Source organism: Paenibacillus polysaccharolyticus (genome assembly GCF_023714295.1).
Classification (GTDB): domain Bacteria; phylum Bacillota; class Bacilli; order Paenibacillales; family Paenibacillaceae; genus Paenibacillus; species Paenibacillus polysaccharolyticus_A.
On the sequence record NZ_JAMAUN010000005.1, the window covers coordinates 314211 to 338687 of the forward strand.

The window sequence follows — 24477 nt, forward strand, 5'->3', positions numbered from 1 at the left end:
CTTGAACACTCTACTTCTAAATACCCGACATGGGGGAGGTGAATCATATGTGCTCATATTAAAAACAGGGCCCCAGCTGGGCCCTGTTTTGTTCAGAAATTATAGTATGAAAATAATCTCATGAAGTAACATTAAATTCATACGTTTCATTCGTATAACTTGGATCATAGGATGTATAGACAACTTGGTGTGACCACTTAATTCCCTGATTACTTATGTTTTTTCCAGTCCATGGAGCTGTTATTCAGCAGATATTCAAAGTCATTGTCCCGGCGCTTCTGCTCCGCCTTGCGAGCCTCCTCAGCTTGTAAACGTTCCTGTTCTTTGCGCTGTGCTTCGGCAGCTTTGGCTTCGTCAGCCTGCGCTTTAAGCTTCTCGAGCACATCACTGCTCAGCAGATCTTTCAGCGTAGTCGGTTTGTCCTGATTCTGAGTCTTGGGAGCTGGTGTATGTCTTTTGGATTTTGCCACTTGGAAAATCTCCTTTCAAAACATGAATCATCATCCATATCATTTTTGTAGTCATAGTATATCAGGTTCATGTTGTTCATTCCATAAAGTTACAGAGCAGATGCAGGAAATAGGGCATGTCATGACGAATGAAGACAGGTATAAAACCATATAATGGTACCGATACTACGACTATTCCCTGAAGAAAGGAGTCGTTGTTCATGGAAGCAAACCGTAGTTTGTTGAAAGGGCTTGCATGGGGGATGGCCTTTAGTTTCCCACTATGGATTGCGGTTATCGGGTGGCTACATTTATTGGGATGGATGAATTAAGGGGTTATCACATCCCAAAAAAGAGGTTTGGGTTAGTTACTTATGTAAACGTTATCATTAAATAAGCTCTGCTCTGTGACACATGCACAGAACAGAGCTTTTGTTTGTTCTTAGAAGAGAGGTTACTTTTTCTCCTCCGTAATCTTCACAGGTTCTGGATATTCCAGTCCGTGTGTATCAACGGTTACTTTTTTCATGACTTGGTCCGTAACCGGCTTGTCTCCTTCGCCGATTTGTTGTGCTGCAATTCCGTCAACCACGTCCATTCCTTCGGTCACTTTACCAAAAGAAGCGTAGGCGTTATCCAGATGGTCTGCGTCAGCCAACATAATAAAGAACTGGGAACCAGCTGAATCCAAATTGTCTCCACGTGCCATGGAAATCACTCCGCGCGTATGCTTCAGATGATTTTTGTGACCGTTAGAGGTGAATTCACCTTTGATCGCATAACCTGGTCCACCTGTACCTCTGCCATCAGGATCACCGCCTTGAATCATAAAGCCCGGAATAACCCGATGGAAGATCAGGCCATCATAAAAGCCTTTGTTCGCCAGGGAGATGAAATTATACACCGTATTTGGTGCAATTTCCGGATACAGCTCAATGACGATCTTCTGCCCGTCCTGCATCTCAATCGTGGCTACAGGATTAGGACCTTCTGGTGCGGCTGGAACCGGAGTTTGCGTAGCATTGCTTGCGGGGCGTACACATCCGCTCATAACGATCAACAGCATCGCAAACACAAGCGAGACTGCGGTTGTTTTTTTCCACCGTAAAGACATGAATATGTTCCTCCTTGGTTCGTTGTTATAACGAATTTTATCCAATATAGTTTGATTAATTCTTCAACTATCATACCGTTTCTAGGCTCTGAATGGCAATGCAAGCCGTGTTAATTCAGTGAACTGGGGATGGTCATCATAAGAGCATGGGTGTAAAATAAGGAAAATGCTTCCGCATCAGGGGGACGTACGGGTCTGTTCCGTCCGCTCCAAACACGGCAGTCCCGGCGTCAGTTACGGAAAGGACGGGCGGGTATATGAACTTCTCGTGGAAGCGTAATCTGATCATTTTATGGATCGGTGTCTTTTTTTGCAGTACGGCGTATTCCATTTCGATTCCGTTTCTTCCCTTATTTCTAAGCAGTGATCTAGGCGTTCGCAATCATCTAGAATTCTGGTCAGGCCTTTCGTTTGGCATTACGTTTCTTGCAAGCGCTCTTGTATCACCCTTCTGGGGATCATTAGCCGATAAATATGGACGCAAGCCGATGTTAATTCGTTCAGGGTACAGCTTGGCTGTCCTGTATCTGATTAATTTTTTTGTACAAGATCCGTATTCACTGATTGTGGTTCGACTGTTCCAAGGATTGCTTGCCGGATTTGTTCCTGCGGCGATTGCTCTTGTGGGCACGAACACACCTGAAGAGAAGACCGGATATGCTTTGGGGATTATGTCCACTGCTGGAGCTACAGGGGGGATTATCGGTCCACTGATTGGTGGACTTGTCAGTCATTATTATGGCAACCGGAGTGCGTTTCTATTTTCGGCGATAGTCGTGCTGGTGTCTGCAATCATTGCAACCTTCTGGGTCAAGGAAGAAAATTTTAATCGTAACAAGGCACGTTCGCATGTTATGGATGATATTCGTGAAGCGAGAGCGAATCGTGTGTTTGTCACCGTGCTTGGCATGATGGGCATCTGTACCTTTTCGGTGATGATTCTCGAGCCGCTATTAACCGTGTATGTCATGGAGATGGGCATTCAGCCTGATCGGGCTTCCTTAAGCTCAGGGATTATTTTCTCGGCGGTAGGGGTTGCAACGGTCATTATGGCTCCGCGCTGGGGCAAGCTTGGGTCAAAGATCGGTTTTGGAAAAGTGTTAGTGATCGGACTGATTGGCGGGGGAGTGGGCAATCTGCTGCAGTTTTTCACTACAGGTTATATTGCATTTGGCATCCTGAGATTTGTCTACGGACTCTTTTTTGCGGCCGTGTTTCCTGCCATCAATGCGATGATTGTACAGGTGACTGAACCGGCATTTCGGGGACGTGCATTTAGTCTGAACCAGTCTGCGGCCCAGATCGGAACGATGGCAGGACCGATTATCGGCGGTGTCCTTGGCGGCTGGCTGCCGATTCGCTGGATATTTATCATTAACGGTCTTGCACTTCTGACTACTGCGATAGTGGTCAAGTGGTCCAGGCTGGAGCATAAGCTCCCAGGAGTGGTTAAGCCTGTGGAGAAGTAATCTTTATAATAATAGGAAGAAGATGACCCTGGTTTGTAACAGTCATCTTCTTTTCTATAGCATCCGGAGCAAGCTTTGAAGTGAAATGAAGAGAACCCCTTGTTAGGAGTTCTCTAGTATCACATGATCAAATTCAGCACGGAGTCTATACATACACATCTGTACATAAGGTGACGACATTTACTTTTAAACTTATTTACTTCATTTATGACCCGAAGAGGGTTTATCTGAGGTCTGTTCGTCGGGAATGGCATGTTTGACCGCATCGCGCTGATCTTCATCTTCCAGTGCATCAGGGAAAGAATCTTCTGTAAAGAGGCCAAAATCAGGATCGATATCCCGCTCGGTAACAAGGTTCTTATTTTCTTTAACCTGTTCTTCCTCATTGTTTTTGGTCATGTCAGCACCTCCTATTGTCAGAATACGCAAAACAAGACATCTACTAACGCGGAGGCAGAATATTCTGCTGTGGTTTAGCGTCAGCTCCAGCCCCGTTTAACAGATCTGTACCATGCAGGGCATCGGGGTCGGGTGCGGCAGGATCAACCGGGCTGCCCGGTTGCACCAGATCTGCATCGGGTACGGATTCCAGTGGAGTTTCCGCCAAACGGGATTCCAAACCTTCTTCGTCTACAGCAGATGTAGCAACGGGTGGAAGCTCCGATTCTTCCATTTCAATTTCAATGCGGCGCCCAGAAACTTCATCAAAGGTATCCATGTCGCCTTCGGGTACTTCGGTTTCAGGCGGAATATCACGGGACCTCTGGTAACGGTCATAATAGCGTTCACTTTCCACGTTGCTAATGGGTTTATCAGACATCATCAGCACTTCCTTTCATAATTTGTTTATAGTACAACGAATTCAAACAAGGTAATGCCATCATTTCAGCATTTTATCGTCATTCCAAGCATGATATTGTCCCCGTAAACAGACCAGATTATGTCAGGAATTCGTTAAAATTTCGGGAATACATATTTCACGAGGAAGTAGAGAAATCCAAAGAAGATTATGATATATGCAGCGTATTTAATAAATGTAGAAGCGACCATACTTGAATCCGATTTGTGTTGTACATCCTTATGTTCAACTTCTACCGTGCGATGAGGCTCATTCATGATAATCATCTCCTTGTTTAGTGAGTTTTGCTTTGAAAAACCATTACACATGATCCGCTGGATTGAATCGTGCCAGCCGTTTTTACAGCATTTCTTGTTTTGCCTATGATATGATGAAGGTTGACTACACTAGGAGGGGTGCCGCGTGGACTGGTATACATTAGGCAATATGATCACACGTATTCGGATCGGACAGAAAGCGTCCACACCCGGATTTTCTCGTACCGTCATTCGTCGTCCGGATGGATTGTTCTGGGTTGGTGGCATATGGTCAGGTCAAGTTGTTCAGTTACGTGATTTTTTGTTCTCTGATATATGGACCATCTACGATGATGAAGAAACAGAGCAGTGGCTGGAATTTCGAACGCGAGTGGAACAGAAAGAACGTGAAATGATCGAAAATCAGTTTGAGGACTTGCGAAATTAGCAGTTATTATAACAATTAAATGGTAAAAAGACTATAAATCTACTTATATGTGAATTTTAAATTTACGTAAGAAGGTGACATGATAAACGGTGGCGAATTGATAGGATGAGGGAGAAATGAAGAAGCCAAAATAACAACTTTGAGGTGCTGTGAATGAGAAATGTGCCCAAAGCTATTATCATCTTGTGGATGACGATATGGGCGATTCTGTGTATGCCACATGGACTTGTACTTGCCGCACCAGAAGAGATTCAGCAGCCTGTATCCATTACAGGATGGGAAGTGAAATGGGGGGACGCTGGAGACCAGGGCTTCATTAGTGAGGTCATGGGCCAGGACGAGATATGGGAGAAACGGAGTGCTGAGCGGATTGTAGACAGTACTAAAGAACCATCCGGTTCGTTGTGGACACGTTTGACAATTCCTCATTTGACTGACGGAAGTTCAGCGATTCGTTTCGAAAATATTAAAGGTACTCATATTGTCATCTATCTTGAAGATCGGAAAGTATATGAGAATTACCACTATAATTACGACAATAATGCCGTTTTTTTACCGCTATCTGCAGAAAATTCGGGGAATAGACTTTATGTTTGGGCGCAAAATGAGAGAGGATGGTTGGGCATTCAAGGTGATGTCCAGGTCGGGCCATACGCCATGTTGCAGGAGAAATATCTCCATAATGGGTTAATGGATATCATTTTGGGTTCGACTTTTGTATTTACCTCGCTCATTATGCTGAGTTGCACATTTTTTCTGGGTCAGTTTCATAAAGGGCTATGGATATCGCTATGTATCGTGATGGGCTCCATCGGGACAATGGTGATTACTTACTCTCAGTTCTTGTACACTTTTTATCAAGTGTATGGTGACATGTATTCCATTCTGTTTGACCTAGCCATGTTGCTTGGGATGCCTGCACTGTGTTATTTCTTTGAGCAAGTTATTGGTCCCGGTATACACGGGGTATTCACCAAATTGAGAAAGGCGCAATGGGCCTATTCCATCGTTTCTGTGTTTTCATTGTTTGTATACGTGATATCGGGTGGACAATGGGATCTATTGTACAGTCTGCTTGTACAGCATGTCGTGGGCATTATACTGGTTATTGTACTGACCATCCTGCTCGCTGGCACGATCGCCCGGGCACTGCAACGTAACCGTGAAGCGATCCTGTTAGCTGTTGGTTTCGGTACATTTTCACTAATTAGTGTCCTGGAACTTCTTTGGTACTATCAGCGCAACGGGGCATACCATCTGCTCTGGTGGAAGTGGTCCATGGTTGCATTTGTCATCTCATTGATTGCTATTCTTGGTAGCCGGTTTGCAGAAAAACATACCAAAGTGTTAGAGTACTCCAAGGAATTGGAGCTATTCAACAACGAGTTACAGCGATCCGAAAAGATGGAGATCATTAGCGAACTTGCCGCTTCGGTTGCACATGAGGTGCGTAACCCCCTTCAGGTGACGCGAGGGTTTCTGCAACTTATGACAGAGCAAGAGGATAACAAAAATAAAGGATATGTACGCATTGCTTTAGAGGAACTCGACCGGGCTTCCGGCATTATTACGGATTTTCTGACCTTTGCAAAACCGGAATTTGATCACATTGTTTCATTAAATATATCGGATGAATTTGATCACATCGAAGGTATACTTGTGCCTATGGCTAATCTGGAAGGCGGAAAAATCACTACCGATATCCCGCCGAATATCTATATTCGTGGAAACTCTTCCAAGTTCAAACAGGCCTTTATCAACATTATTAAAAATAGTATTGAGGCGTTTCAGGGAGGACAAGGCCAGATTGATATCTGGGCATACTCACAGGATGGCAAAGTTAAAGTGCATGTCAGAGATAATGGTGAAGGCATGAGTGAGGAAGCTTTGTCCCGATTGGGAGAACCGTACTTCTCCAATAAAATCAAAGGCACTGGGCTAGGTATGATGGTTACCTTCCGCATCGTGGAAGCGATGAATGGACAGATCAGTTTTACAAGCACAAAAGGGGTAGGAACAGAAGCTGTTGTATCTTTTCCCGAGTTCGTTAAATGACGGACTCGGGGTGGATATCCAGTATAATGTTCTACCCCTGATTTTTATTTAGCTAAGATTAAAACGATCTCCACGGTCCACAATTGACGTCATAATTGACTTTGGAAGGGTTGGGTGGAATGACCAGAACATAATCATTTTGCTGCTCCTCGACTGTGCGAATCCGGATATGATCAGGAATCGTAATACCAAACGCTTCGCGAAGTGCCTGCTTAGGATTGGAATGGAGTTGTTGTCTGAAGTGTTCGTCTGTCCAAGCTTTCTCAATAATATCCTCATGCAACGTTTTTTCTGACACCATCATCGTCAACATTCCCTTCGTATTTAAATTAAACTGAATCGGCTTGTCCCGTAAGAGAAGGCCCGGATTGTGGTTCGCTGATCCAGTAGTGAAACCCACCTCGGTAAAGTCGTTTTTTATGCTGTTCTACTTCCTGAATAGCTTGTACCAATGAGTTGCACAGATAAGAATTCAGGGCGATGAATTGTGGCAGCGCCAAGTTAGAAGATGCAATGATGTCATTGAAGTGTTGAGCTATGTCTGCGTAACTGTTCATCAATTGTGAGTTATATACATTATGGTGTATAGATTCATTAAGCACATGACTCGTCGGATATTCCTGTTGGAGAGCTCTGGATAGGTGAGAGAGGTAGCTGTTGTAGTTGCCGTGTACAGCATCCATTTTCGTGTCTGTAAAGTCATCTGTCATCTGTAGAGTCATGAGAACGATATCCAGTGCACCGCAGACCGAAGAGATTCGATCAGGTTGCCCTAGTAAAAGCAGGGAACCAATGACTCCTATTTGTGTCGGTGAAGCTTTCTGGGCGATGAGAAGAGGGTTACACTGAAAGTAATCTACGTGTAATTCACCATTTACGCTTACTGCCCAGTCCTGAAGAACTTGTCTAAATTGATCCCAGAAGAAAGAAGAGGATTCAAATAATGCGTTGTAGACTTGAAGGGCATCCACGTAGCAGAGATTCCCCAAAGATAATTTCAGCACCGCATCCTCCGTTGGCTCATCCATGACATCATCCAGATTAAGAAAATACATCATGTGTAACAGGCAAGCTGTGCTAAGCTGATGAGCTTGATCCGGCGGAAGTCCTTCTGTGTGCTGCATCCATAGCGGAGTAATGTAACCGATGCAACTGTGTCCCGAATCTCCCCTGAGCGGGTTAAGCAAACGGAGTTGTTTAAGCGCATGCTCTGCCAGTGAGTCAGGGTATTGCCGAAGGCGCTCTTCAACGGAATCAAACACGGCCTTCACGTCAAGCATATACGGATCTAACCAATCTCGATGCATGATATGAAAACGTCCTTCCTGCATTAAAAGTTGGAATATGCAGTCAGATCAAGAAGTTACATACAGTATATCTCAAGTATTCTGAAAAAAATAGGTTTTTTTGTGATCATTTGTGAGAAAATTGATGACATTTTGGATTTTATAGCATAAAAAGTTGTAATTTGGGCTGAGACTAAGAAGAAAGAGGATATAGAGACAGGAAAGGTGGATAAACAATGAGGATACATTGGAAATCGTGGCTGGCCGCCAGCGCAGCTGTTATCATGTTCGCTGTTGCACCAGGTCAAATCGTATTAGCTGATCCCGCTTCTCCTGTGGAGCGGCAAGATGAAAACCTGATTGAGTCTGTCGGAGGAAACAAAAAGCCTTGTATGCATGCAGGCCATGGTCTGTTTATGATCGGAGAAACAGCCGATTTGCTCGGAATTGGACTCCGTGATTTGAAGCAGCAGATGCAACTTGGCAAAACCTTGGCTCAGATCGCGAAGGAACGCAAAGGACTCAGTGAAGAACAGTTACTCCAAAAACTAAAACCCACGCTGTCAGAGCGCTTGGATCTGGCCGTTAAAGAAGGTTGCCTTACCAAGGAACAAGCTGCGGCAGCGAAAGCCAATATGGATGGGAAGTTAAAAAAGGTAGTGAATACCCCGCTTACCGAATTACGGCGTGAATTTACGCACCATGGGAATCATTCCATGGTAGACAAAGGGGCAATAGCGAAATTTATCGGGATTTCACCTGAACAATTGCAAGAACAACTGCATGCGGGCAAGTCTTTGGTTGAAATTGCGCAAGCGAAGGGCATCAGTGAAACGCAGTTGGTAAATCAGTTAAAAGAACAATTAACGGGTGATCTGCAAAGATTTGTTCATCAAAAGCACCATAGTCATTCCGTTCCAGTTCATCCGGGACTCGTGCCCGGTCGATCCACCTCAACCGAAGTGAGATGATCGACTTCATAGAACGAGGTAAATAAACTACTGCACAAGATGAGTAAGAATGTTCAAGAGCGTCCTCCGCAGGGGAGAACGCTCTTTGTCTGCTTTTACATGTCTGAGGGCCTAAGGGGTGAATTTTGATTCTGAGTACGTCTTCCAGAACCCGTCAATGAATTGCTAAAAAAAGTAGCTTGACGGGCCTTTCTACGTGTTAATCCAACCCAAAAACGAGAGCCTGGCAGTTTGGATAATGTCCAACTGATTCCAAGTGCAGTCACGGCGGTGACCATGAATGAGATTATCGTTACAGGCAGATGCCACCCGCTAAGGTGCAACGGTCTGGTAACATATGCGATGGCATAAATCACCAAGGCATGGACTAGATAACCGCCGAAGGAGTAGCGTCCAATCCAAGTGAGAAGACGCTGAAACCATAGGTTTTTACCATGTAGCAGAACAAGGAAACCGTAGAGCATAAGCATCTGAGCCATAATACTGATGAACGTACTAGGTTTTAGGTACGTAGAGATATTGAGGTTCATCGTATCTTCTGACCCGCGCAGTACAGCGTACCCCATCCAGATATACATCGCGACAAAGACCGCAATCATGCAAGGGAGCATTCTCATCGTCCAATTCCTCCAGCTTTCCACCGTCCAGGCGCATACCGCGCCAAGGAAAAAGTAGAACCAATACATGAGCCATGAATATGAACGATATTCCAGCATGCTAGACCAGGGCTCTGGCCACCATTGTGTCCAGTCAGCCATATCATAATAAGACCATTTCATAAGCCAGAGATAAAATAGGGCTGCAACGAGTATGATGGTTAACGTCACCTGTTTCGGCGTAGAACGCTTGAGGTTATCGAGCCTTTTACGAACAGCATGAGCCCCCGCGAGAAATAAAGGAAACAGGATATAAAATTGGAACACCATCAGCACAAACCACAGGTGATATCCTGTCTGCGGTATAAATAGCTCATGTACAAAGCTTCCCAGATCCGGCATACCGGAAGTCCAGAACGTAGGAGTAAACACACGTACAGCTAACCAGTAGATGAGCGTCCATATGAAGAAAGGCATATAAATATCACCAAATCGCTTCCCGATGAAGCGGGGATAATCCGGCTTCGTATGGCGATGGTGATAGAACAACAACACACCCGACAGAAATACAAAAGTAGGTGTGCCAAACCTTGTCAAATGATAAATCATGGTCAGCATCACGGAATCAGGTTGCTCAATATCTGGCCGATAGATGTATTCAGCAATGTTATGCTGCATGACGATAGCCAGAAAAGCTAATCCGCGAAGTTCGGTCCATTCGGCTATTTTCGGCTTTTTCATTTCCATTCCTCCCTTATGTAGCCAGGGTCATCATATAAGACTACCCTCCAAACATTAAGGCTGCATTAAATGGCGAAAAAAGGAATCAAAAAAAGACGGCCTAAGCCGTCTTTTTACTAGTTATGATGTGATAGTTCCTCATTTGATTCTCCAGTTACTGAGCTATCAGAGGAAGACTGGTTATCTTCTTCAAATAACTTCTGAATGTAAGCTTGAAGCTTGGGCACATTCACACCTAATACCTGAGCAGATCCAGCCCGCTCATTTGTAAGCAACTTGTTCGGTGGAATCTGCTGCTGGTCGATCTCGTTCACACGAATATCAAAGCCGAGTGAAGCGAGCTTCAGCATTTGGGTCGGGCTCAGATCTGTTTTGATATAAGGAGCAATGGCTTCCAGCATCTCAGGGATTTTAAAGAGCGAAGTGGTGCTCTGCATCTTCTTGGCAAGTTCGGTCATAAAGATGCGCTGACGCTCTGTACGTGTGAAATCGGAGGTTGCATCATGCCGGAAACGGACATACTGGAGGGCTGTCTTGCCATCCATATGTTGCAGCCCTTTTTTCAAATCAATATCATACATGTGTTTATCCGCTTTGCTCGTGTAATACATATCTTTTTCCACATCAATATCAATCCCATCCAGCGCATCAACGAGAGCCATGAAGCCTGTGAAGTCCGTGTAGACATAATGCTGAATCGGTATACCGAGCAGATCGCTAACCGTCTGTTTGGTTAATTCGGCTCCTCCATAGGAGAAGGCAGCGTTAAGACGGCTTTTCCCATGGCCTGGAATCGCAACATAAGTGTCACGAAGCACAGAGAATAAGTGAGCTTTCTTCGAAACCGGGTCAATTGAAGCGACCATCACCGAGTCCGAACGCCCTGCGTCATCACCTCTTGAGTCACCACCAATTAACAAGATATTTACTCTCTCCTTGCCATCCCATTTCGGAATGACGACCTTGGGTGTATCCGAGCTTTCCGTGTGGTTTGAATCAAGGTTCGAAGCAGGTGAATCGCTAGATGCTGCGGTCGAAATGCTATTGGCAAAATGAACGATTGAATATCCGTAGTAGACAATGACACCTGTTACCACAAGAGCCAAGGTCAGGGCTGTACCCCATAACCATTTTTTTAACATAATCTCACCTTTCTTATGTAGAACTGATAGACACCCCAAACTAGTTTAACAAAAAGAAAGCAAAATGTCCTCCTTGATTCCGAAAATACATATAAATTCAATATTGTTTTACGAATAGTTCGTTGGTTGAGGTTGTAACACTCATTTAAGGGGTTTTTCTACTTTTTGGGAAATTCGTGACTATCCGCAGGGAGTGAATATCTACTTCGGTTAGTTCAATGAAAATATAGTCTATTAAATATACTTATTTCATTGTTAAGAGAAACTTTCTCGAAATTAAGATTTCATATATTCACTCGAAGAATATCTATGTCGATATATTATATAGATGTACTAGTTTATTGGAGGAAGTTGGAGGAGTGGGCATATGGGAAAAATGCGGGGGAACGCATTGAGAAAAGTGAAATTTTCGATTCGCAGCAAATTGTTAACTGGTTTCTTGATTGTTTTGGCACTGCTTATCTTTGTTAGCGTGTACACACTAACACAAGTGTTTACAATGGCTGACAAATCAAGACAGATTGATAAGACTTGGATGCCAAGTGTAACCTTGCTTGGAATTATGAACGGTGATATATCTGATGTCGAAAGACTGGGACTAGCGATCATAGTAGAACAGAACCCAAGTGAAACGGAGAAACTGAATGAAGCTTTAAAAGTACTGCTTGCTAAAATGGAAGATGAGCGCAAACAATTGCTTACTTTAATAAAGGGTAATCCTGAAGCAGAGCAACTGTACGAACAGTTTTCTACGAATTATGATTCTTATTTGCAAAAAATGCCTGAATTCATCGAATATGGTCTCAAAAATGATTATGAAACGTCTAGCAAGCTACATACTGCAGCCTATCCATTGTGGTATACAGCTAACGATAATATTATGAAATTAATTGACCTTGGCAATAACGGAGCGAAAGAAATTTCTGCCGGATCTGTTAAACTTGCTGAGAACGCATTTACAATCATTTTAGTTGTAGCGATTGTTGCAACATTGCTATCCTTATTCATTGCACTTTTCATCGCAAGTATGATCTCTCGTCCGGTTAAAAAGATGAGTGAAGCTGCCGCAGCGATTGCTGAAGGTGACCTGACAGGTGAGGCAATTACATTGAAGAACCGGGATGAGCTGGGTGTCCTGGCAGAATCCTTCAATACAATGAGTCAAAATCTGCGTTCGATGATTCAATCCGTATCGGAAACATCGGAGCAAGTTGCGGCTTCATCCGAAGAACTTCTCGCAAGTGCAGAGCAAAACGCAAAAGCTTCAGAGCAAATTACTGAAACCGTGGAAGAATTGTCTGTAGGAACATCGAATCAGGTTGATATTGTGAAGCGTTCTTCGCAGGCGATGAATGAGATGGCTTTGGGTTCAGAACAGATTGCCGAACTGGCTCAAAGTGTATCCGTATCCGCTGTGGATGCGGCGAATCAATCATCGGAAGGAAACAAAATCATTCAGCAAGCGGTTGAACAGATGGGATCGGTTCGTAACTCCATCGCTTCCTTGAGAGAACTGGTTACAGGACTCGGCGAACGTTCTGCCGAGATTGGTACGATCACTGAAGTAATCAATAACATTGCTCGTCAAACCAATTTGCTCGCTTTGAATGCGGCGATTGAAGCGGCAAGAGCAGGGGAGCACGGTAGAGGTTTTGCTGTCGTTGCGGGAGAGGTGCGCAAGCTGGCGGAAGAATCCTCCGCTTCTGCACAGCAGATCACACAGATTGTACAACTGATTCAGCAAGATACGGATCATGCGGTACAAGCTGTGAAAGTAAACAGTAATGAAACAGAAGCCGGCATTGAATTGGTGGCTGCAGCTGGCCAAGCCTTCGAACAGATTTCGGACGCTGCCAACAAGGTCGCTGGTGAGATTCAAGAAGTATCTGCCGGTTCTGAGGAGATGTCAGCTAGCACAAATGAGGTTGTAAGTTACGTAGGTCAAATCTCCAATATTGCTTCGGAAGCCGCGGGTTCTGTACACAACGTATCTGCTGCAACCGAAGAGCAGCTAGCTTCGATGGAAGAGATTGCTTCCTCAGCTGGATTGTTATCCAAAATGGCGGAGGAATTGCAGGGACAAGTGAACAAATTCAAAGTATAGATTGCAAAAGCAGATCGTCAAAAAAAGCTGTTTCTTCCCGGCATGTCCGGTGCAGAAACAGCTTTTTTGTCATATCACGCTGATCAAGTCACAACAATGTTATTTCAGAAGTCACCAATGTTGATATTTCAAGTCAAACAAACGACTATAATGGTAATTAATGGTGGAAATTACATGGAGTTACCACCATGGAGAGGAGCGAGGTCACTCAGAATATTGGGAAGCATTCATCTGGAACTTTCGAGAAAAGGAGATGAACATGATTTATGAAAGGGCGCTGGTGGAGACGCGTTGCTATGGTAACGTTATCGGCAGGACTTCTCGCAGGGAGCTTTTCTATGAATACAGGATTACGTCAGGCGGATGCGGCCGCCGGAGATCATAACTATGCCGAAGCACTACAGAAGGCTATCTATTTCTATGAAGCGCAACGCTCAGGCCCGTTGCCTGCCAATAATCGGGTTGAATGGCGGGGCGACTCGGGACTGCAGGACGGCGCCGATGTCGGTGTCGATCTGACCGGCGGCTGGTATGATGCCGGAGATCATGTGAAATTCGGCTTTCCAATGGCAGCTTCTGCAACGATGCTGGCTTGGTCTGTCGTCGAGTATGCCGATGGCTATGAGCAAGCTGGACAATTAGAGGAGATCAAGGACAATATTCGGTGGGCAACCGACTATTTTATGAAAGCGCATACCAAACCAAATGAATTATGGGGACAAGTCGGAGGCGGCAATATCGATCATGCTTGGTGGGGACCTGCAGAGGTAATGCAGATGAACCGGCCTTCGTTCAAGATCGATGCTTCCTGTCCGGGAAGTGATCTGGCGGCAGAAACCGCTGCTGCACTGGCGGCGGCGTCCATCGTATTTGCGGATGATGATCCAACCTACTCGGCGAAGATGCTTCAGCATGCGAAAGAACTGTACAACTTTGCAGATACATATCGGGGAAAATACACCGATTGTATTACCGATGCTGCTGCATTTTATAATTCGTGGACGGGATATGAAGATGAGCTTGCCTGGGGCGGAGCATGGCTTTACTTAGCTACTAATGATAACGCTTACTTGTCCAAGGCGATGGCAGCTGCAGATCGGTGGTCTACAAGCGGAAATTCCGCGAACTGGCCCTATACCTGGACACAGGGCTGGGATAGTAAACATTACGGTGCCCAGATTCTGCTTGCCCGAATTACCTCCAGTTTAAATATGCCGGAGGCAACAAAGTTCATCCAATCAACCGAGCGCAATCTCGATTACTGGACGGTTGGCACGAATGGAGGGCGTGTGACCTACACCCCGGGCGGATTGGCGTGGCTGGATCAGTGGGGTTCACTCCGGTATACGGCGAACGCAGCATTCATTGCATTCGTGTACTCCGATTGGGTTAGTGACCCTGTGAAAAAATCCAGATATCAAAATTTTGCGACTTCACAGATGAATTACATTTTAGGAGATAATCCTCGTCAGAGCAGTTATGTTGTGGGGTACGGAAAAAATCCGCCACAGCATCCGCATCATCGTACCGCTCATAGTTCATGGATGAACAATGAAGATATTCCGGCAAATCACCGTCATATTTTATACGGCGCCATGGTGGGAGGACCAAATGCGTCAGATCAATATACGGACGATATCTCGGACTATGTGAGCAATGAGGTGGCGACGGATTATAATGCGGGCTTCACGGGTGCACTCGCCAAGATGAATCTGCTCTATGGACAGAATCATCAACCTCTGGCGAATTTCCCTGCTCCTGAAGTCAAAGGTGACGAGTACTTTGTAGAAGCTGCTGTGCGGTCATCAGGCTCCAATTATACGGAAATCCGCGCATTGCTTAACAACCGCTCAGGTTGGCCTGCACGGATGGGAGATAAGCTTTCCTTCAAATATTTCATCGATTTGAGTGAAGTGTATGCTGCGGGACGCACCGTATCCGATGTTCAAGTCACAGTATCCTCTACTGAAGGTGCAACCGTTTCTCAACCTGTCGTCGTGGATGCCGCCAAACGGATCTACGCCGTTACAGCAGACTTCAGTAATACCAAAATTTATCCAGGCGGAGAGGGGAATTATCGCAAGGAAGTTCAGTTCCGGATTACCGGACCGCAAGGGGCATGGAATCCAGCGAATGATCCTTCCTACCAGAACCTGACGACAGGAACTCCGGTAAAAAGTGCACACATTCCTGTATATGATGCTGGAGTGAAGGTATATGGACAGGAGCCGGGTGTTACACCCGTGACCGTGCCAGTCGCTCCTACTGGAGTGCAAGCTTCGCCTGGCAACAATCAGGTGACGCTGAACTGGACTGCCTCCGCTGGGGCTGTATCGTACACGGTGAAGCGTGCCGAGGTTAGTGGTGGCCCGTACACAACCGTTGCGACAGGTGTGAATGGATTGACGTACACCAACACAGGATTGACGAATGGCAAGACGTATTATTACGTGGTGACCGCTGTCAATACAGCCGGGGAATCGCCAGCTTCTGTTCAAGTGCCTGGGACGCCGCAGGCCGGTTCAAGTGTGCCAGGGGCTCTTACTTTAAGTGGAACAGCAGGCAACAATCAAACGGTGTTGTCATGGACAGCGGCATCTGGAGCTGCCAGCTACAAGGTACAACGTGCTACTGTCAATGGTACGTATGCGGATATAGCGACTGGGCTGACTGTGTTGACCTACACGGACAACACAGCGCTTAACGGAACTGCGTATAGTTACCGGGTTGTTGCCGTAAACGCAAGTGGGCAATCGTTATCTAACGTGGTTGTACTGACACCTTCGGGACCGCCTGTGTCAACGGGTACGCTGGAAGTGCAGTATCGAAGCGGAGGGTCCGGGAATTCCAGCAATGCGGTAACCCCCCAGTTTAATGTGAAGAACACAGGCACACAGCCTATTGATTTGAGCACGGTGAAAATCCGGTACTACTTTACCAAAGATGGCACAGAGGATCTGACCTTCTGGTGTGATTACGCCGTGGTGGGTACAGCCAATGTGCAAGGCAAGTTTGTGAACGTGAATCCGGCAAAAGGAACGGCGGATACGTACCTGGAGATCAGTTTTACCTCTGGAGCGGGAAGTTTGGCAGCCGGAGCAGAAACGGGCGTGATTCAGGGACGTTTTTCAAAAAATAACTGGAGTAACTTCGATCAGAGCAATGACTACTCCTATGATGGTTCCAAGACTGCTTTTGCTGCATGGAACAAAGTGACCGCGTATCAAGGCAGTACCCAAGTATGGGGGCTGGAGCCGTAAATCAAAGAACTTTGACAGGCAAGAGGCCAAAGAACAGCATGGGCAGACCAGCAGCATCGATATTAAATTTCCACTATTCCAGGGAGGTATATATTCATGTTGAAAACAGCTGCAAAAAAGAGTTTAACTGCCATGCTGGCAGGAACCGTCATGCTGACGGGATACACGGGACTCTGGGCTGGTCCTGAAACGGCACATGCTGCCGATCAGGCGATTGAAATTCAGGCCGATGGAGTGAATGAAGCTCGCTTTTTGCAATTATACGGTCAATTAAAAGACCCGGCGAACGGATACTTTTCTCCAGAAGGGATTCCTTATCACTCCATTGAAACGTTGCTGAGTGAGGCACCGGATTATGGACATATGTCTACGTCGGAGGCGTACAGTTACTGGTTGTGGCTAGAAACGATGTATGGTCACTACACGGGCGATTGGAGCAAACTGGAAGCAGCCTGGGATAACATGGAGAAGTACATTATTCCGGTGAATGAAGGGGACGGCAAGGAAGAGCAACCAACGATGAGTTTCTATAATCCGAACAGTCCTGCAACATATGCAGCGGAAAAACCATTCCCTGACCAGTATCCTTCCAATCTGAATGGTCAGTATGCAGCAGGTAAGGACCCACTCGATGCCGAGCTCAAGGCAACCTATGGTAATAATCAGACGTATCTGATGCACTGGCTGATCGACGTGGATGACTGGTATGGATACGGAAATCTGCTGAATCCTTCTCATACAACAACGTATGTGAATACGTTCCAGCGTGGGGAGCAGGAGTCCGTGTGGGAGGCTGTTCCTCATCCATCCCAGGATGATAAATCATTTGGTAAAGCAGGCGAAGGGTTCATGAGTCTGTTTACGAAGGAAAATCAGGCACCATCGGCACAGTGGCGTTATACCAATGCAACGGATGCGGATGCGCGTGCAGTACAGGTACTGTACTGGGCGAAAGAGATGGGCTATAACAATACGGAGTATCTTGATAAAGCGAAAAAGATGGGTGACTATCTGCGGTACGGGATGTACGACAAGTATTTCCAGAAGGTCGGCAGTGCGAAGAACGGTACACCAACCCCAGGTACAGGTAAAGACTCCAACATGTATCTCATGGCTTGGTATACGTCATGGGGCGGTGGATTGGGTCAAGGCGGGGATTGGGCATGGCGTATTGGGGCAAGTCACACGCACCAAGCCTATCAAAACCCGGTTGCAGCATATGCCCTGTCTGATCCGGCAGGCGGCTTGATTCCAGAGTCACCTACAGCCAAAGCGGACTGGAATGCGACGTTAAAACGTCAGCTCGAATTCTACACATGGCTGCAATCCCATGAAGGTGCAGTTGGCGGCGGGGCAACCAACAGCATTGGTGGTTCCTACGCATCTTACCCGGCAGGTGTGAGCACGTTCTATGATATGGCTTATCAGGAAGCACCAGTATATCGCGACCCGGATTCCAACACGTGGTTCGGATTCCAGGCATGGCCGCTGGAGCGTGTGGCGGAGATGTATTACATCTTGGCAGAGAGCGGTGACTTGACCTCTGAGAACTTCAAAATGGCTAAACAGGTCATTACAAAATGGGTGGACTGGACCAAAGATTATGTGTTTGCTGGTGAGCGCCCTGTAACGGATGCTCAAGGCTACTATTTGAATGCTGCAGGACAGCGTATTCTCGGTGGAAAAAATGTTCAGGTAGCAACAACTCCGGCTCCAGGCGAGTTCTGGATTCCAGGTGGTCAGGAATGGCAAGGACAGCCGGATAAATGGAATGGATTCAGCACCTATACGAATAATCCAAACTTCCATGCCATTACTAAAGATCCAGTACAGGATACAGGGGTACTGGGAAGTTATATCAAAGCATTGACGTTCTTCGCAGCTGGAACGGAGGCAGAGAACGGTACGCTCAGTGTGAAAGGTCAGGAAGCCAAAGACTTGGCTCAGACGTTGCTCGATACAGCTTGGGATTACAATGACGGAGTAGGTATCGTTACAGAGGAAGAGCGTAAAGATTACTTCCGTTACTTCGCGAAAGAGATCTATCTCCCGGCGAACTGGACGGGTACGTTCGGTCAAGGTAATACCATCCCAGGCACAGCAGGTGTACCTTCCGATCCGGCAAAAGGCGGAAATGGCGTGTACATCGGATACTCCGATCTGCGTCCTGCGATCAAGCAAGATCCGGCTTGGGCTTATCTGGAGAACAAGTACAAAACATCTTACAACCCGACCACGAAGCAGTGGGAAAATGGTGCACCGACCTTTACGTATCACCGTTTCTGGTCACAGGTTGATATGGCTACCGCTTATGGAGAGTTCGACCGTCTCCTTGGTGACAGCGAAACACCAGGCGTGGAAGCACCTGCCGCTCCTGCAGGTGTAACTGCTGCAGGCGGTGACAAACAAGTGGTCTTGAACTGGAATGCTGCGGCGAGAGCAACTTCCTATACCGTAAAACGTGCCGAAGTGAACGGTGGCCCGTATACTTCTGTAGCAACTGGCGTTAGCGGTTCTACGTTTACAGACACCGGACTGACGAATGGAAAAGCATACTATTATGTCATTACCGCTGTAAATAGTGCTGGTGAGTCCGCGCCATCTGCGCAGGTTACAGCAACTCCGCAGGCCGGAGTAGCTATACCAGGAGCCTTTACCCTGAGTGGAACAGCAGGGGATGCAAAAGCTGTGCTGAACTGGACGGCTTCAACCGGAGCGGCAACCTATAACGTGCAGCGTTCGATAGGTACAGGTGCGTATACCAATCTTGCGACAGGGCTGACGGCACTGACGTATACCGATGCAACAGCAGTGAATGGTACGGCTTACAACTACAGAGTGGTTGCCATCAATGCCGATGGACAGACGAACTCGAATGTGATTGTGTTGACACCAATGGCTGCTCCGATTTCAACAGGAACACTTGAAGTGCAGTATCGCAATGGAGGCTCGGGGGCTTCAGGCAACTCACTTACACCACAATTCAATGTGAAGAATACAGGTACGACGGCCATTGATTTGAGTAAAGTGAAACTTCGTTATTACTTTACGAAAGATAGTGCCGCTGATCTGAGCTTCTGGTGTGACTATGCACAGGTTGGCAGTGCCAACGTGCAGGGCAAATTCGTAGCTGTGGAGCCGGCAAAAGGAACCGCAGATACGTATCTGGAGATCAGCTTCACTGCTGGGGCAGGTAGTTTGGCTGCTGGGGCTGAGACAGGAATCATTCAAACACGCTCGTCCAAAAACAACTGGACGAATTTTGATCAATCGAATGATTACTCCTTCGACGCTACACAAACCGCATTTGGTGCATGGACAAAAGTAACAGCATACCAGGATGGCGTGAAGGTATGGGGAATGGAGCCATAATTGAATCAGCAAGCGGAGCATGGAATGAAGGGAAAGGGTTAGTTTCAGGAATTGGGGCCGGGAACGGAAAGTCTGATCTTTTATTCCAATCTGCTGGTGAGTATACTTCCGATGAAAGGCCGGGGAGAAATCCCCGGTTTTTTCTCGTGTTCAACGATTTAAATCCATTTATTTTCATTTGTGAAAGAGGGATTCCAGATTGAAGCGAAATGAAACGTAGTAATGTTTTCCAGTTAGATGAGGAGAAATATTAAAATCTAGTGCATAGGTTGCATGCGCGTGCAGCAAAGGTCTGCCTGACCAAAACGTGGAAATCTAAGGTGTATCAATTAGTTACAAAAAATTAACCGTTCATTCCGTGTAGGGTATGCTCTATTTTTCCAGTCGAAGAACGTTTTCCCTGATCCTTAGTGCTCACACTTGTCTAAACCCTTGCAGGACTTTGGGCTGATGAACGTTAGAGAATGCCCGTTTACAATAAGGCGAGCCGGGAAGATGGCTTCTTGGTTAAAATTTTGTAATATCCGGAGGGACACGACATCATGAACTGGAAGAATACCATTGTTACGGCAAGTGTAACAGCAGCAATGCTGATGGGAAGTCTAACAACGGCAGCGCTCACAGGACAGGTATCCGCAGCAGCGGCAGATCAATCGAAAGTAGAAGTCATCTGGGGTGTAAACCTTCGAACCTCACCAGCGTCATCTGGTAAAGTCATTCGTATGGTTTCCAAAGGAGAAACATTAACTGTGCTTGAGCAATCCGGATCGGATTGGTATAAAATCAAAGATGCTTCTAATCGGACAGGTTATATCTCGTCTTCATCCAAATACACACAAGCGATAAGCGGTGGATCAACAACAGGCAATACGGGCACGACTAGCGGTTCAAGTGGCTCGGGTTCTAGTCAGGGCTCAACAAGTCAGGGAAGTGTTGCAGTAGAGAAGGTTATTGCGGCCGGAATGAAATACATGGGGACACCCTATAAATATGCATCGGATCGCGACAGTACGGCAACGTTTGACTGTTCCAGCTTTGTAAGGCGAGCTTTTATTGACGGACTTGGCATTACACTTCCGGCAGACTCACGCCAACAAGGAGATTATGTGAAGAAGAAAGGTACGGTCACAACGAATTGGAAGAACCTGAAACGTGGTGATCTCATGTACTTTATGTCTTACAAAGGCACTTCTGCATCAGCCTACAGTGGCGTGAACAAATCTCGGGCGACGATTACACATACGGGTATTTATTTGGGGAATGGTAAAATATTGCATACATACTCCAACGCTGGCGGCGGTGTGACAGTAAGTGATATTGCCGGCAAGCACTGGGAATCCCGCTTCCTGTTCGGAGGCAGTGCGTTGTAGGACAGTGACATAAAATTAAAATACCTTTCATTTGACCGTTATTTTGACAAATGAAAGGTGTTTTTTTGTGCTTTAGTTTACAAAGGTGCTATTCCATCGTGATAGAACAATCGGAACAAAATGTCTTGATTGTAGTTACCAAATCCTTCACCATACAGGGTCATCCCGCCTACATGCCGAGCATCTTCCTCTACAGAGAGACGTAGCGTCCACTGATTGCGTTCCACTGGAATGTCAGCGAGTGTGATACTCGACAGATGCTGTCCATCGATGAACGTGCCTTCATGGGTTATGCGTAACACTTTAAGCATGCCATACTGATTAACGATATCACTCCACCAGTCAGGCGTGAATATGCCGCGTCCATTGCCGGAGTCACCGGGGCTGGTCCATTCCCCTAAACGAATGCCGTTCAATGTGAACGTAATATCTGAAGGCCAGTTTGGATTAACGGAAGGGGCTTCTGATCCGATCTCCAGTGACAGCTCAATGGCGTCAATCTGCTGCCCGGTTAACACGTAGTTTGGAATTTTATACTCGACAAATCCGCGCCCCATCCACAAGATATGAGCATGCATCCGGTCCGGGTCCAAAAAATAACGAGGATCATCATATTGTCCAATGACATGGTCAGATGTCGCTAAACCGCAGGTAGGATATACGTCAAAATGCGTGTAGTGCCCGACAGGGATGGAAACCTCGTGAAACTTGCGGGATGTTCCGGTTTCTTGAGGCATGGAGATGCCAATCCAATCGACAGCCAGGCTGTTCATTTTATGTGTGCCGCCATCCTTGCGTACCATTTTGGACTGAATAATGCCGACATCTTGAAGTTTGCGGACATGCATGGTAACAATTGCGCTACTCAGTCCGAGGGATGCCGCTATATCTTTCACATTCATTGGTGTCTCAGCCACAAGGCGGATAATCTGTAGCCGAACTTCACTGGCAAGTGCTTCATATAAAGGGAGCCATTCGGCATCGGTATTTGCTCTGATCACAGATGTTCCTCCAATTTCGTTTATAGAATTAAGTTAAACATAAATTCAATGAAAAGAATAATATTTTTCGAATTTCGGGTTGAAATATGTGTTGTTATCGATTTTAATATAAATATGAACGTTGATCCATAGAATATCAATTAATTTTTATATTAATCTTAGGGAGATGAGATCATTCATGGAAAAAGCGAAAATGACGGTGGATAAAGATTTTACAATTGGTGAAGTGGATAAACGTTTGTATGGCTCATTCATTGAGCATCTGGGACGTGCTGTATATGGCGGAATTTATGAGCCAGGGCATGCTTCAGCCAATGAGCAGGGGTTCCGTACAGATGTACTGGAAATGGTGAAGGAGCTTCATGTGCCGATTGTACGTTATCCAGGTGGTAATTTTGTATCCGGTTACAATTGGGAGGATAGTGTTGGGCCTGTATCTGAGCGGAAGCGCAGGCTGGATCTGGCATGGAGAACGATTGAAACCAATGAATTTGGTTTTAACGAATTTGTGGATTGGGCTAAACAGGCTAACTCCGAAGTGATGATGGCGGTTAACCTGGGAACACGCGGTGCGGATGCTGCCCGTAATATCGTGGAATACAGCAACCATCCGGAAGGTTCGTATTACAGCGACCTTCGGATTAAACATGGATATAAGCAGCCACATGGTATCAAGACATGGTGTCTGGGCAACGAAATGGATGGCCCTTGGCAGATTGGGCATAAGACCGCGGAAGAATATGGACGTACAGCCGTGGAGGCAGCCAAAGTCATGAAATGGACGGATCCAACGATTGAACTCGTCGCGTGCGGAAGCTCGAACCTGGGCATGCCATCATTCCCGGACTGGGAAGCAACGGTCCTGGATCATACGTATGATCATGTGGAGTATCTGTCTCTGCACCAGTATTACGGTAATCCGGATAATGATACGCCAACCTTCCTGGCACGCTCGTTGGAGATGGATCGTTTCATCGATACGGTGAAAGCGACATGTGATTATATCAAAGCGAAGAAACGTAGCAAAAAGACGATGTATCTGTCCTTTGATGAGTGGAATGTCTGGTATCACTCCCATGAGAATGACTCCAAAATGGACGCATGGCAGATTGCTCCCCCGCAGCTGGAGGATATTTATAATCATGAAGATGCACTCTTGGTGGGTTGTATGTTGATTAGTATGCTCAAACATGCGGATCGGGTCAAAATGGCTTGTCTGGCGCAACTTGTCAACGTCATTGCTCCGATTATGACGGAAACGGGCGGAGCATCTTGGAGACAGACGATCTTCTATCCATTCATGCATGCATCTGTATATGGCCGTGGTACGGCACTTGTACCTTTGATTCAGTCACCGAAATACGATACGAAACAAATTACGGATGTTCCTTATCTGGAAGGGATCGCGGTGCATAACGAGGAGCAGGAAGAAGTAACCGTATTCGCAGTGAATCGTCACTTGCAAGAGTCTCTGCCGCTTGAAGTGGATCTGCGCAGTTTCGGCAAATGCAGCCTGATCGAGCACATCGTTCTGGAAGCAGATGACCTCAAAGCAGTCAATACCGCTGCACAGCCTAACAATGTTGTTCCACATAATCGCGGAGGAGCAGTAGTATCCGATACGCTCATCACCGCGAGTCTGGCGAAAGCATCCTGGAACGTGATTCGTTTAAAGGTGCAATAAGAGGCTTGCGGTGGCTTTGAGAGGCCATAGAAACCACTGTAGCGCTTCGAGATCGTAAGATATTGGTGAGATAAGGTTGGAGTAACACGAGCGTTTAAGTAGGCTCAACCTGAAATAGGGTGAGTTTAAAGTTGGTAAGTAAGGCCGATGTTTAATAAAAAACGGTATGCGACTACTCGCATACCGTTTTTTTGTGCCCCAGTAGAGTGCCCCAGTAGAGTGCCCCAGTAGAGTGCCCCAGTAGAGTGCCCCAGTAGAGTGCCCCAGTAGAGTGCCCCAGTAGAGTGCCCCAGTAGAGTGCCCCAGTAGAGTGCCCCAGT

General features: G+C 46.3%; 19 protein-coding genes. 9 read left to right on the plus strand and 10 right to left on the minus strand.

Translation table 11 applies throughout. The features are described from left to right. Window positions 1–209: 209 nt before the first annotated feature. Together M3629_RS15565 and M3629_RS15570 are read right to left on the minus strand one after the other, a co-directional pair. Window positions 210–470 (minus strand): YqkE family protein, encoded by a 261-nt coding sequence (locus tag M3629_RS15565; protein WP_251508042.1) that lies wholly within the window; start codon window positions 468–470, stop codon window positions 210–212. 433 nt (window positions 471–903) lie between these two features. Beyond that, window positions 904–1563, minus strand: coding sequence for a peptidylprolyl isomerase (locus tag M3629_RS15570; RefSeq protein WP_251508062.1), 660 nt, complete (start codon window positions 1561–1563; stop codon window positions 904–906). 257 nt (window positions 1564–1820) lie between these two features. On the opposite strand from M3629_RS15570, the gene M3629_RS15575 reads away from it, so the two are divergent. Further along, complete coding sequence (locus M3629_RS15575) at window positions 1821–3032, plus strand: MFS transporter (protein WP_251508064.1); 1212 nt, start codon at window positions 1821–1823, stop codon at window positions 3030–3032. A 201-nt stretch (window positions 3033–3233) separates the two neighbouring features. Here M3629_RS15575 and M3629_RS15580 read toward each other — a convergent pair whose 3' ends face one another. The 3 genes from M3629_RS15580 to M3629_RS15590 form a co-directional block, all read right to left on the minus strand. Then, window positions 3234–3431, minus strand: coding sequence for a hypothetical protein (locus M3629_RS15580; RefSeq protein WP_251508065.1), 198 nt, complete (start codon window positions 3429–3431; stop codon window positions 3234–3236). 43 nt (window positions 3432–3474) lie between these two features. Beyond that, window positions 3475–3855: a hypothetical protein gene (locus tag M3629_RS15585; protein WP_139168866.1), complete on the minus strand. Its 381-nt coding sequence runs from the start codon at window positions 3853–3855 to the stop codon at window positions 3475–3477. Window positions 3856–3986: 131 nt separating this feature from the next. Beyond that, window positions 3987–4148 (minus strand): hypothetical protein, encoded by a 162-nt coding sequence (locus M3629_RS15590; RefSeq protein WP_017690239.1) that lies wholly within the window; start codon window positions 4146–4148, stop codon window positions 3987–3989. Window positions 4149–4293: 145 nt separating this feature from the next. On the opposite strand from M3629_RS15590, the gene M3629_RS15595 reads away from it, so the two are divergent. Together M3629_RS15595 and M3629_RS15600 are read left to right on the plus strand one after the other, a co-directional pair. Then, window positions 4294–4575 (plus strand): hypothetical protein, encoded by a 282-nt coding sequence (locus M3629_RS15595; RefSeq protein ID WP_251508067.1) that lies wholly within the window; start codon window positions 4294–4296, stop codon window positions 4573–4575. Between the two features lie 153 nt (window positions 4576–4728). Then, complete coding sequence (locus M3629_RS15600; protein WP_251508069.1) at window positions 4729–6630, plus strand: sensor histidine kinase; 1902 nt, start codon at window positions 4729–4731, stop codon at window positions 6628–6630. Between the two features lie 58 nt (window positions 6631–6688). Here M3629_RS15600 and M3629_RS15605 read toward each other — a convergent pair whose 3' ends face one another. Then, window positions 6689–6934, minus strand: coding sequence for an NHLP leader peptide family RiPP precursor (locus tag M3629_RS15605; RefSeq protein ID WP_251508071.1), 246 nt, complete (start codon window positions 6932–6934; stop codon window positions 6689–6691). 25 nt (window positions 6935–6959) lie between these two features. Continuing rightward, window positions 6960–7937, minus strand: a complete 978-nt coding sequence (locus tag M3629_RS15610) for a hypothetical protein (protein ID WP_251508073.1) — start codon at window positions 7935–7937, stop codon at window positions 6960–6962. A gap of 215 nt (window positions 7938–8152) precedes the next feature. Here M3629_RS15610 and M3629_RS15615 point away from each other — a divergent pair, with 215 nt between their 5' ends. Continuing rightward, a complete protein-coding gene (locus tag M3629_RS15615; RefSeq protein WP_251508075.1) occupies window positions 8153–8887 on the plus strand; it encodes a hypothetical protein in 735 nt (244 codons plus the stop codon). A gap of 95 nt (window positions 8888–8982) precedes the next feature. Here the strand turns inward: M3629_RS15615 and M3629_RS15620 are convergent, their stop codons facing one another. Next, window positions 8983–10224 (minus strand): acyltransferase, encoded by a 1242-nt coding sequence (locus M3629_RS15620; RefSeq protein WP_251508077.1) that lies wholly within the window; start codon window positions 10222–10224, stop codon window positions 8983–8985. Between the two features lie 116 nt (window positions 10225–10340). Continuing rightward, a complete protein-coding gene (locus tag M3629_RS15625) occupies window positions 10341–11366 on the minus strand; it encodes an LCP family protein (protein ID WP_251508079.1) in 1026 nt (341 codons plus the stop codon). Between the two features lie 367 nt (window positions 11367–11733). On the opposite strand from M3629_RS15625, the gene M3629_RS15630 reads away from it, so the two are divergent. The 4 genes from M3629_RS15630 to M3629_RS15645 all read left to right on the plus strand — a co-directional run bounded on the left by M3629_RS15630 (window position 11734) and on the right by M3629_RS15645 (window position 21472). Further along, window positions 11734–13470 (plus strand): methyl-accepting chemotaxis protein, encoded by a 1737-nt coding sequence (locus M3629_RS15630; protein WP_251508081.1) that lies wholly within the window; start codon window positions 11734–11736, stop codon window positions 13468–13470. Window positions 13471–13808: 338 nt separating this feature from the next. Beyond that, complete coding sequence (locus tag M3629_RS15635; RefSeq protein ID WP_251508083.1) at window positions 13809–16730, plus strand: glycoside hydrolase family 9 protein; 2922 nt, start codon at window positions 13809–13811, stop codon at window positions 16728–16730. A gap of 96 nt (window positions 16731–16826) precedes the next feature. Next, entirely contained in the window at window positions 16827–20102 is a 3276-nt protein-coding gene (locus M3629_RS15640) for a glycoside hydrolase family 48 protein (protein WP_251508085.1), read from the plus strand. 542 nt (window positions 20103–20644) lie between these two features. Continuing rightward, complete coding sequence (locus M3629_RS15645) at window positions 20645–21472, plus strand: C40 family peptidase (RefSeq protein WP_251508087.1); 828 nt, start codon at window positions 20645–20647, stop codon at window positions 21470–21472. Window positions 21473–21549: 77 nt separating this feature from the next. On the opposite strand, the gene M3629_RS15650 is transcribed toward M3629_RS15645, so the two are convergent. Beyond that, the gene (locus M3629_RS15650) at window positions 21550–22470 is read right to left on the minus strand and encodes an ArsR/SmtB family transcription factor (protein ID WP_373323223.1); all 921 of its coding nucleotides are present in this window, start codon (window positions 22468–22470) and stop codon (window positions 21550–21552) included. A 181-nt stretch (window positions 22471–22651) separates the two neighbouring features. Between M3629_RS15650 and M3629_RS15655 the strand changes: the two genes are divergently transcribed. Further along, window positions 22652–24157: an alpha-N-arabinofuranosidase gene (locus M3629_RS15655; RefSeq protein WP_251508089.1), complete on the plus strand. Its 1506-nt coding sequence runs from the start codon at window positions 22652–22654 to the stop codon at window positions 24155–24157. The last annotated feature ends 320 nt before the right edge of the window (window positions 24158–24477 follow it).

Coding starts and splice junctions, on each gene's coding strand:
- M3629_RS15570 (WP_251508062.1), bottom strand. CDS start 1,563: ATGTCTTTACGGTGGAAAAAAACAACCGCAGTCTCGCTTGTGTTTGCG.
- M3629_RS15575 (WP_251508064.1), top strand. CDS start 1,821: ATGAACTTCTCGTGGAAGCGTAATCTGATCATTTTATGGATCGGTGTC.
- M3629_RS15580 (WP_251508065.1), bottom strand. CDS start 3,431: ATGACCAAAAACAATGAGGAAGAACAGGTTAAAGAAAATAAGAACCTT.
- M3629_RS15585 (WP_139168866.1), bottom strand. CDS start 3,855: ATGATGTCTGATAAACCCATTAGCAACGTGGAAAGTGAACGCTATTAT.
- M3629_RS15590 (WP_017690239.1), bottom strand. CDS start 4,148: ATGAATGAGCCTCATCGCACGGTAGAAGTTGAACATAAGGATGTACAA.
- M3629_RS15600 (WP_251508069.1), top strand. CDS start 4,729: ATGAGAAATGTGCCCAAAGCTATTATCATCTTGTGGATGACGATATGG.
- M3629_RS15605 (WP_251508071.1), bottom strand. CDS start 6,934: ATGATGGTGTCAGAAAAAACGTTGCATGAGGATATTATTGAGAAAGCT.
- M3629_RS15610 (WP_251508073.1), bottom strand. CDS start 7,937: ATGCATCGAGATTGGTTAGATCCGTATATGCTTGACGTGAAGGCCGTG.
- M3629_RS15615 (WP_251508075.1), top strand. CDS start 8,153: ATGAGGATACATTGGAAATCGTGGCTGGCCGCCAGCGCAGCTGTTATC.
- M3629_RS15620 (WP_251508077.1), bottom strand. CDS start 10,224: ATGAAAAAGCCGAAAATAGCCGAATGGACCGAACTTCGCGGATTAGCT.
- M3629_RS15625 (WP_251508079.1), bottom strand. CDS start 11,366: ATGTTAAAAAAATGGTTATGGGGTACAGCCCTGACCTTGGCTCTTGTG.
- M3629_RS15630 (WP_251508081.1), top strand. CDS start 11,734: ATGGGAAAAATGCGGGGGAACGCATTGAGAAAAGTGAAATTTTCGATT.
- M3629_RS15635 (WP_251508083.1), top strand. CDS start 13,809: ATGAATACAGGATTACGTCAGGCGGATGCGGCCGCCGGAGATCATAAC.
- M3629_RS15640 (WP_251508085.1), top strand. CDS start 16,827: ATGTTGAAAACAGCTGCAAAAAAGAGTTTAACTGCCATGCTGGCAGGA.
- M3629_RS15645 (WP_251508087.1), top strand. CDS start 20,645: ATGAACTGGAAGAATACCATTGTTACGGCAAGTGTAACAGCAGCAATG.
- M3629_RS15655 (WP_251508089.1), top strand. CDS start 22,652: ATGGAAAAAGCGAAAATGACGGTGGATAAAGATTTTACAATTGGTGAA.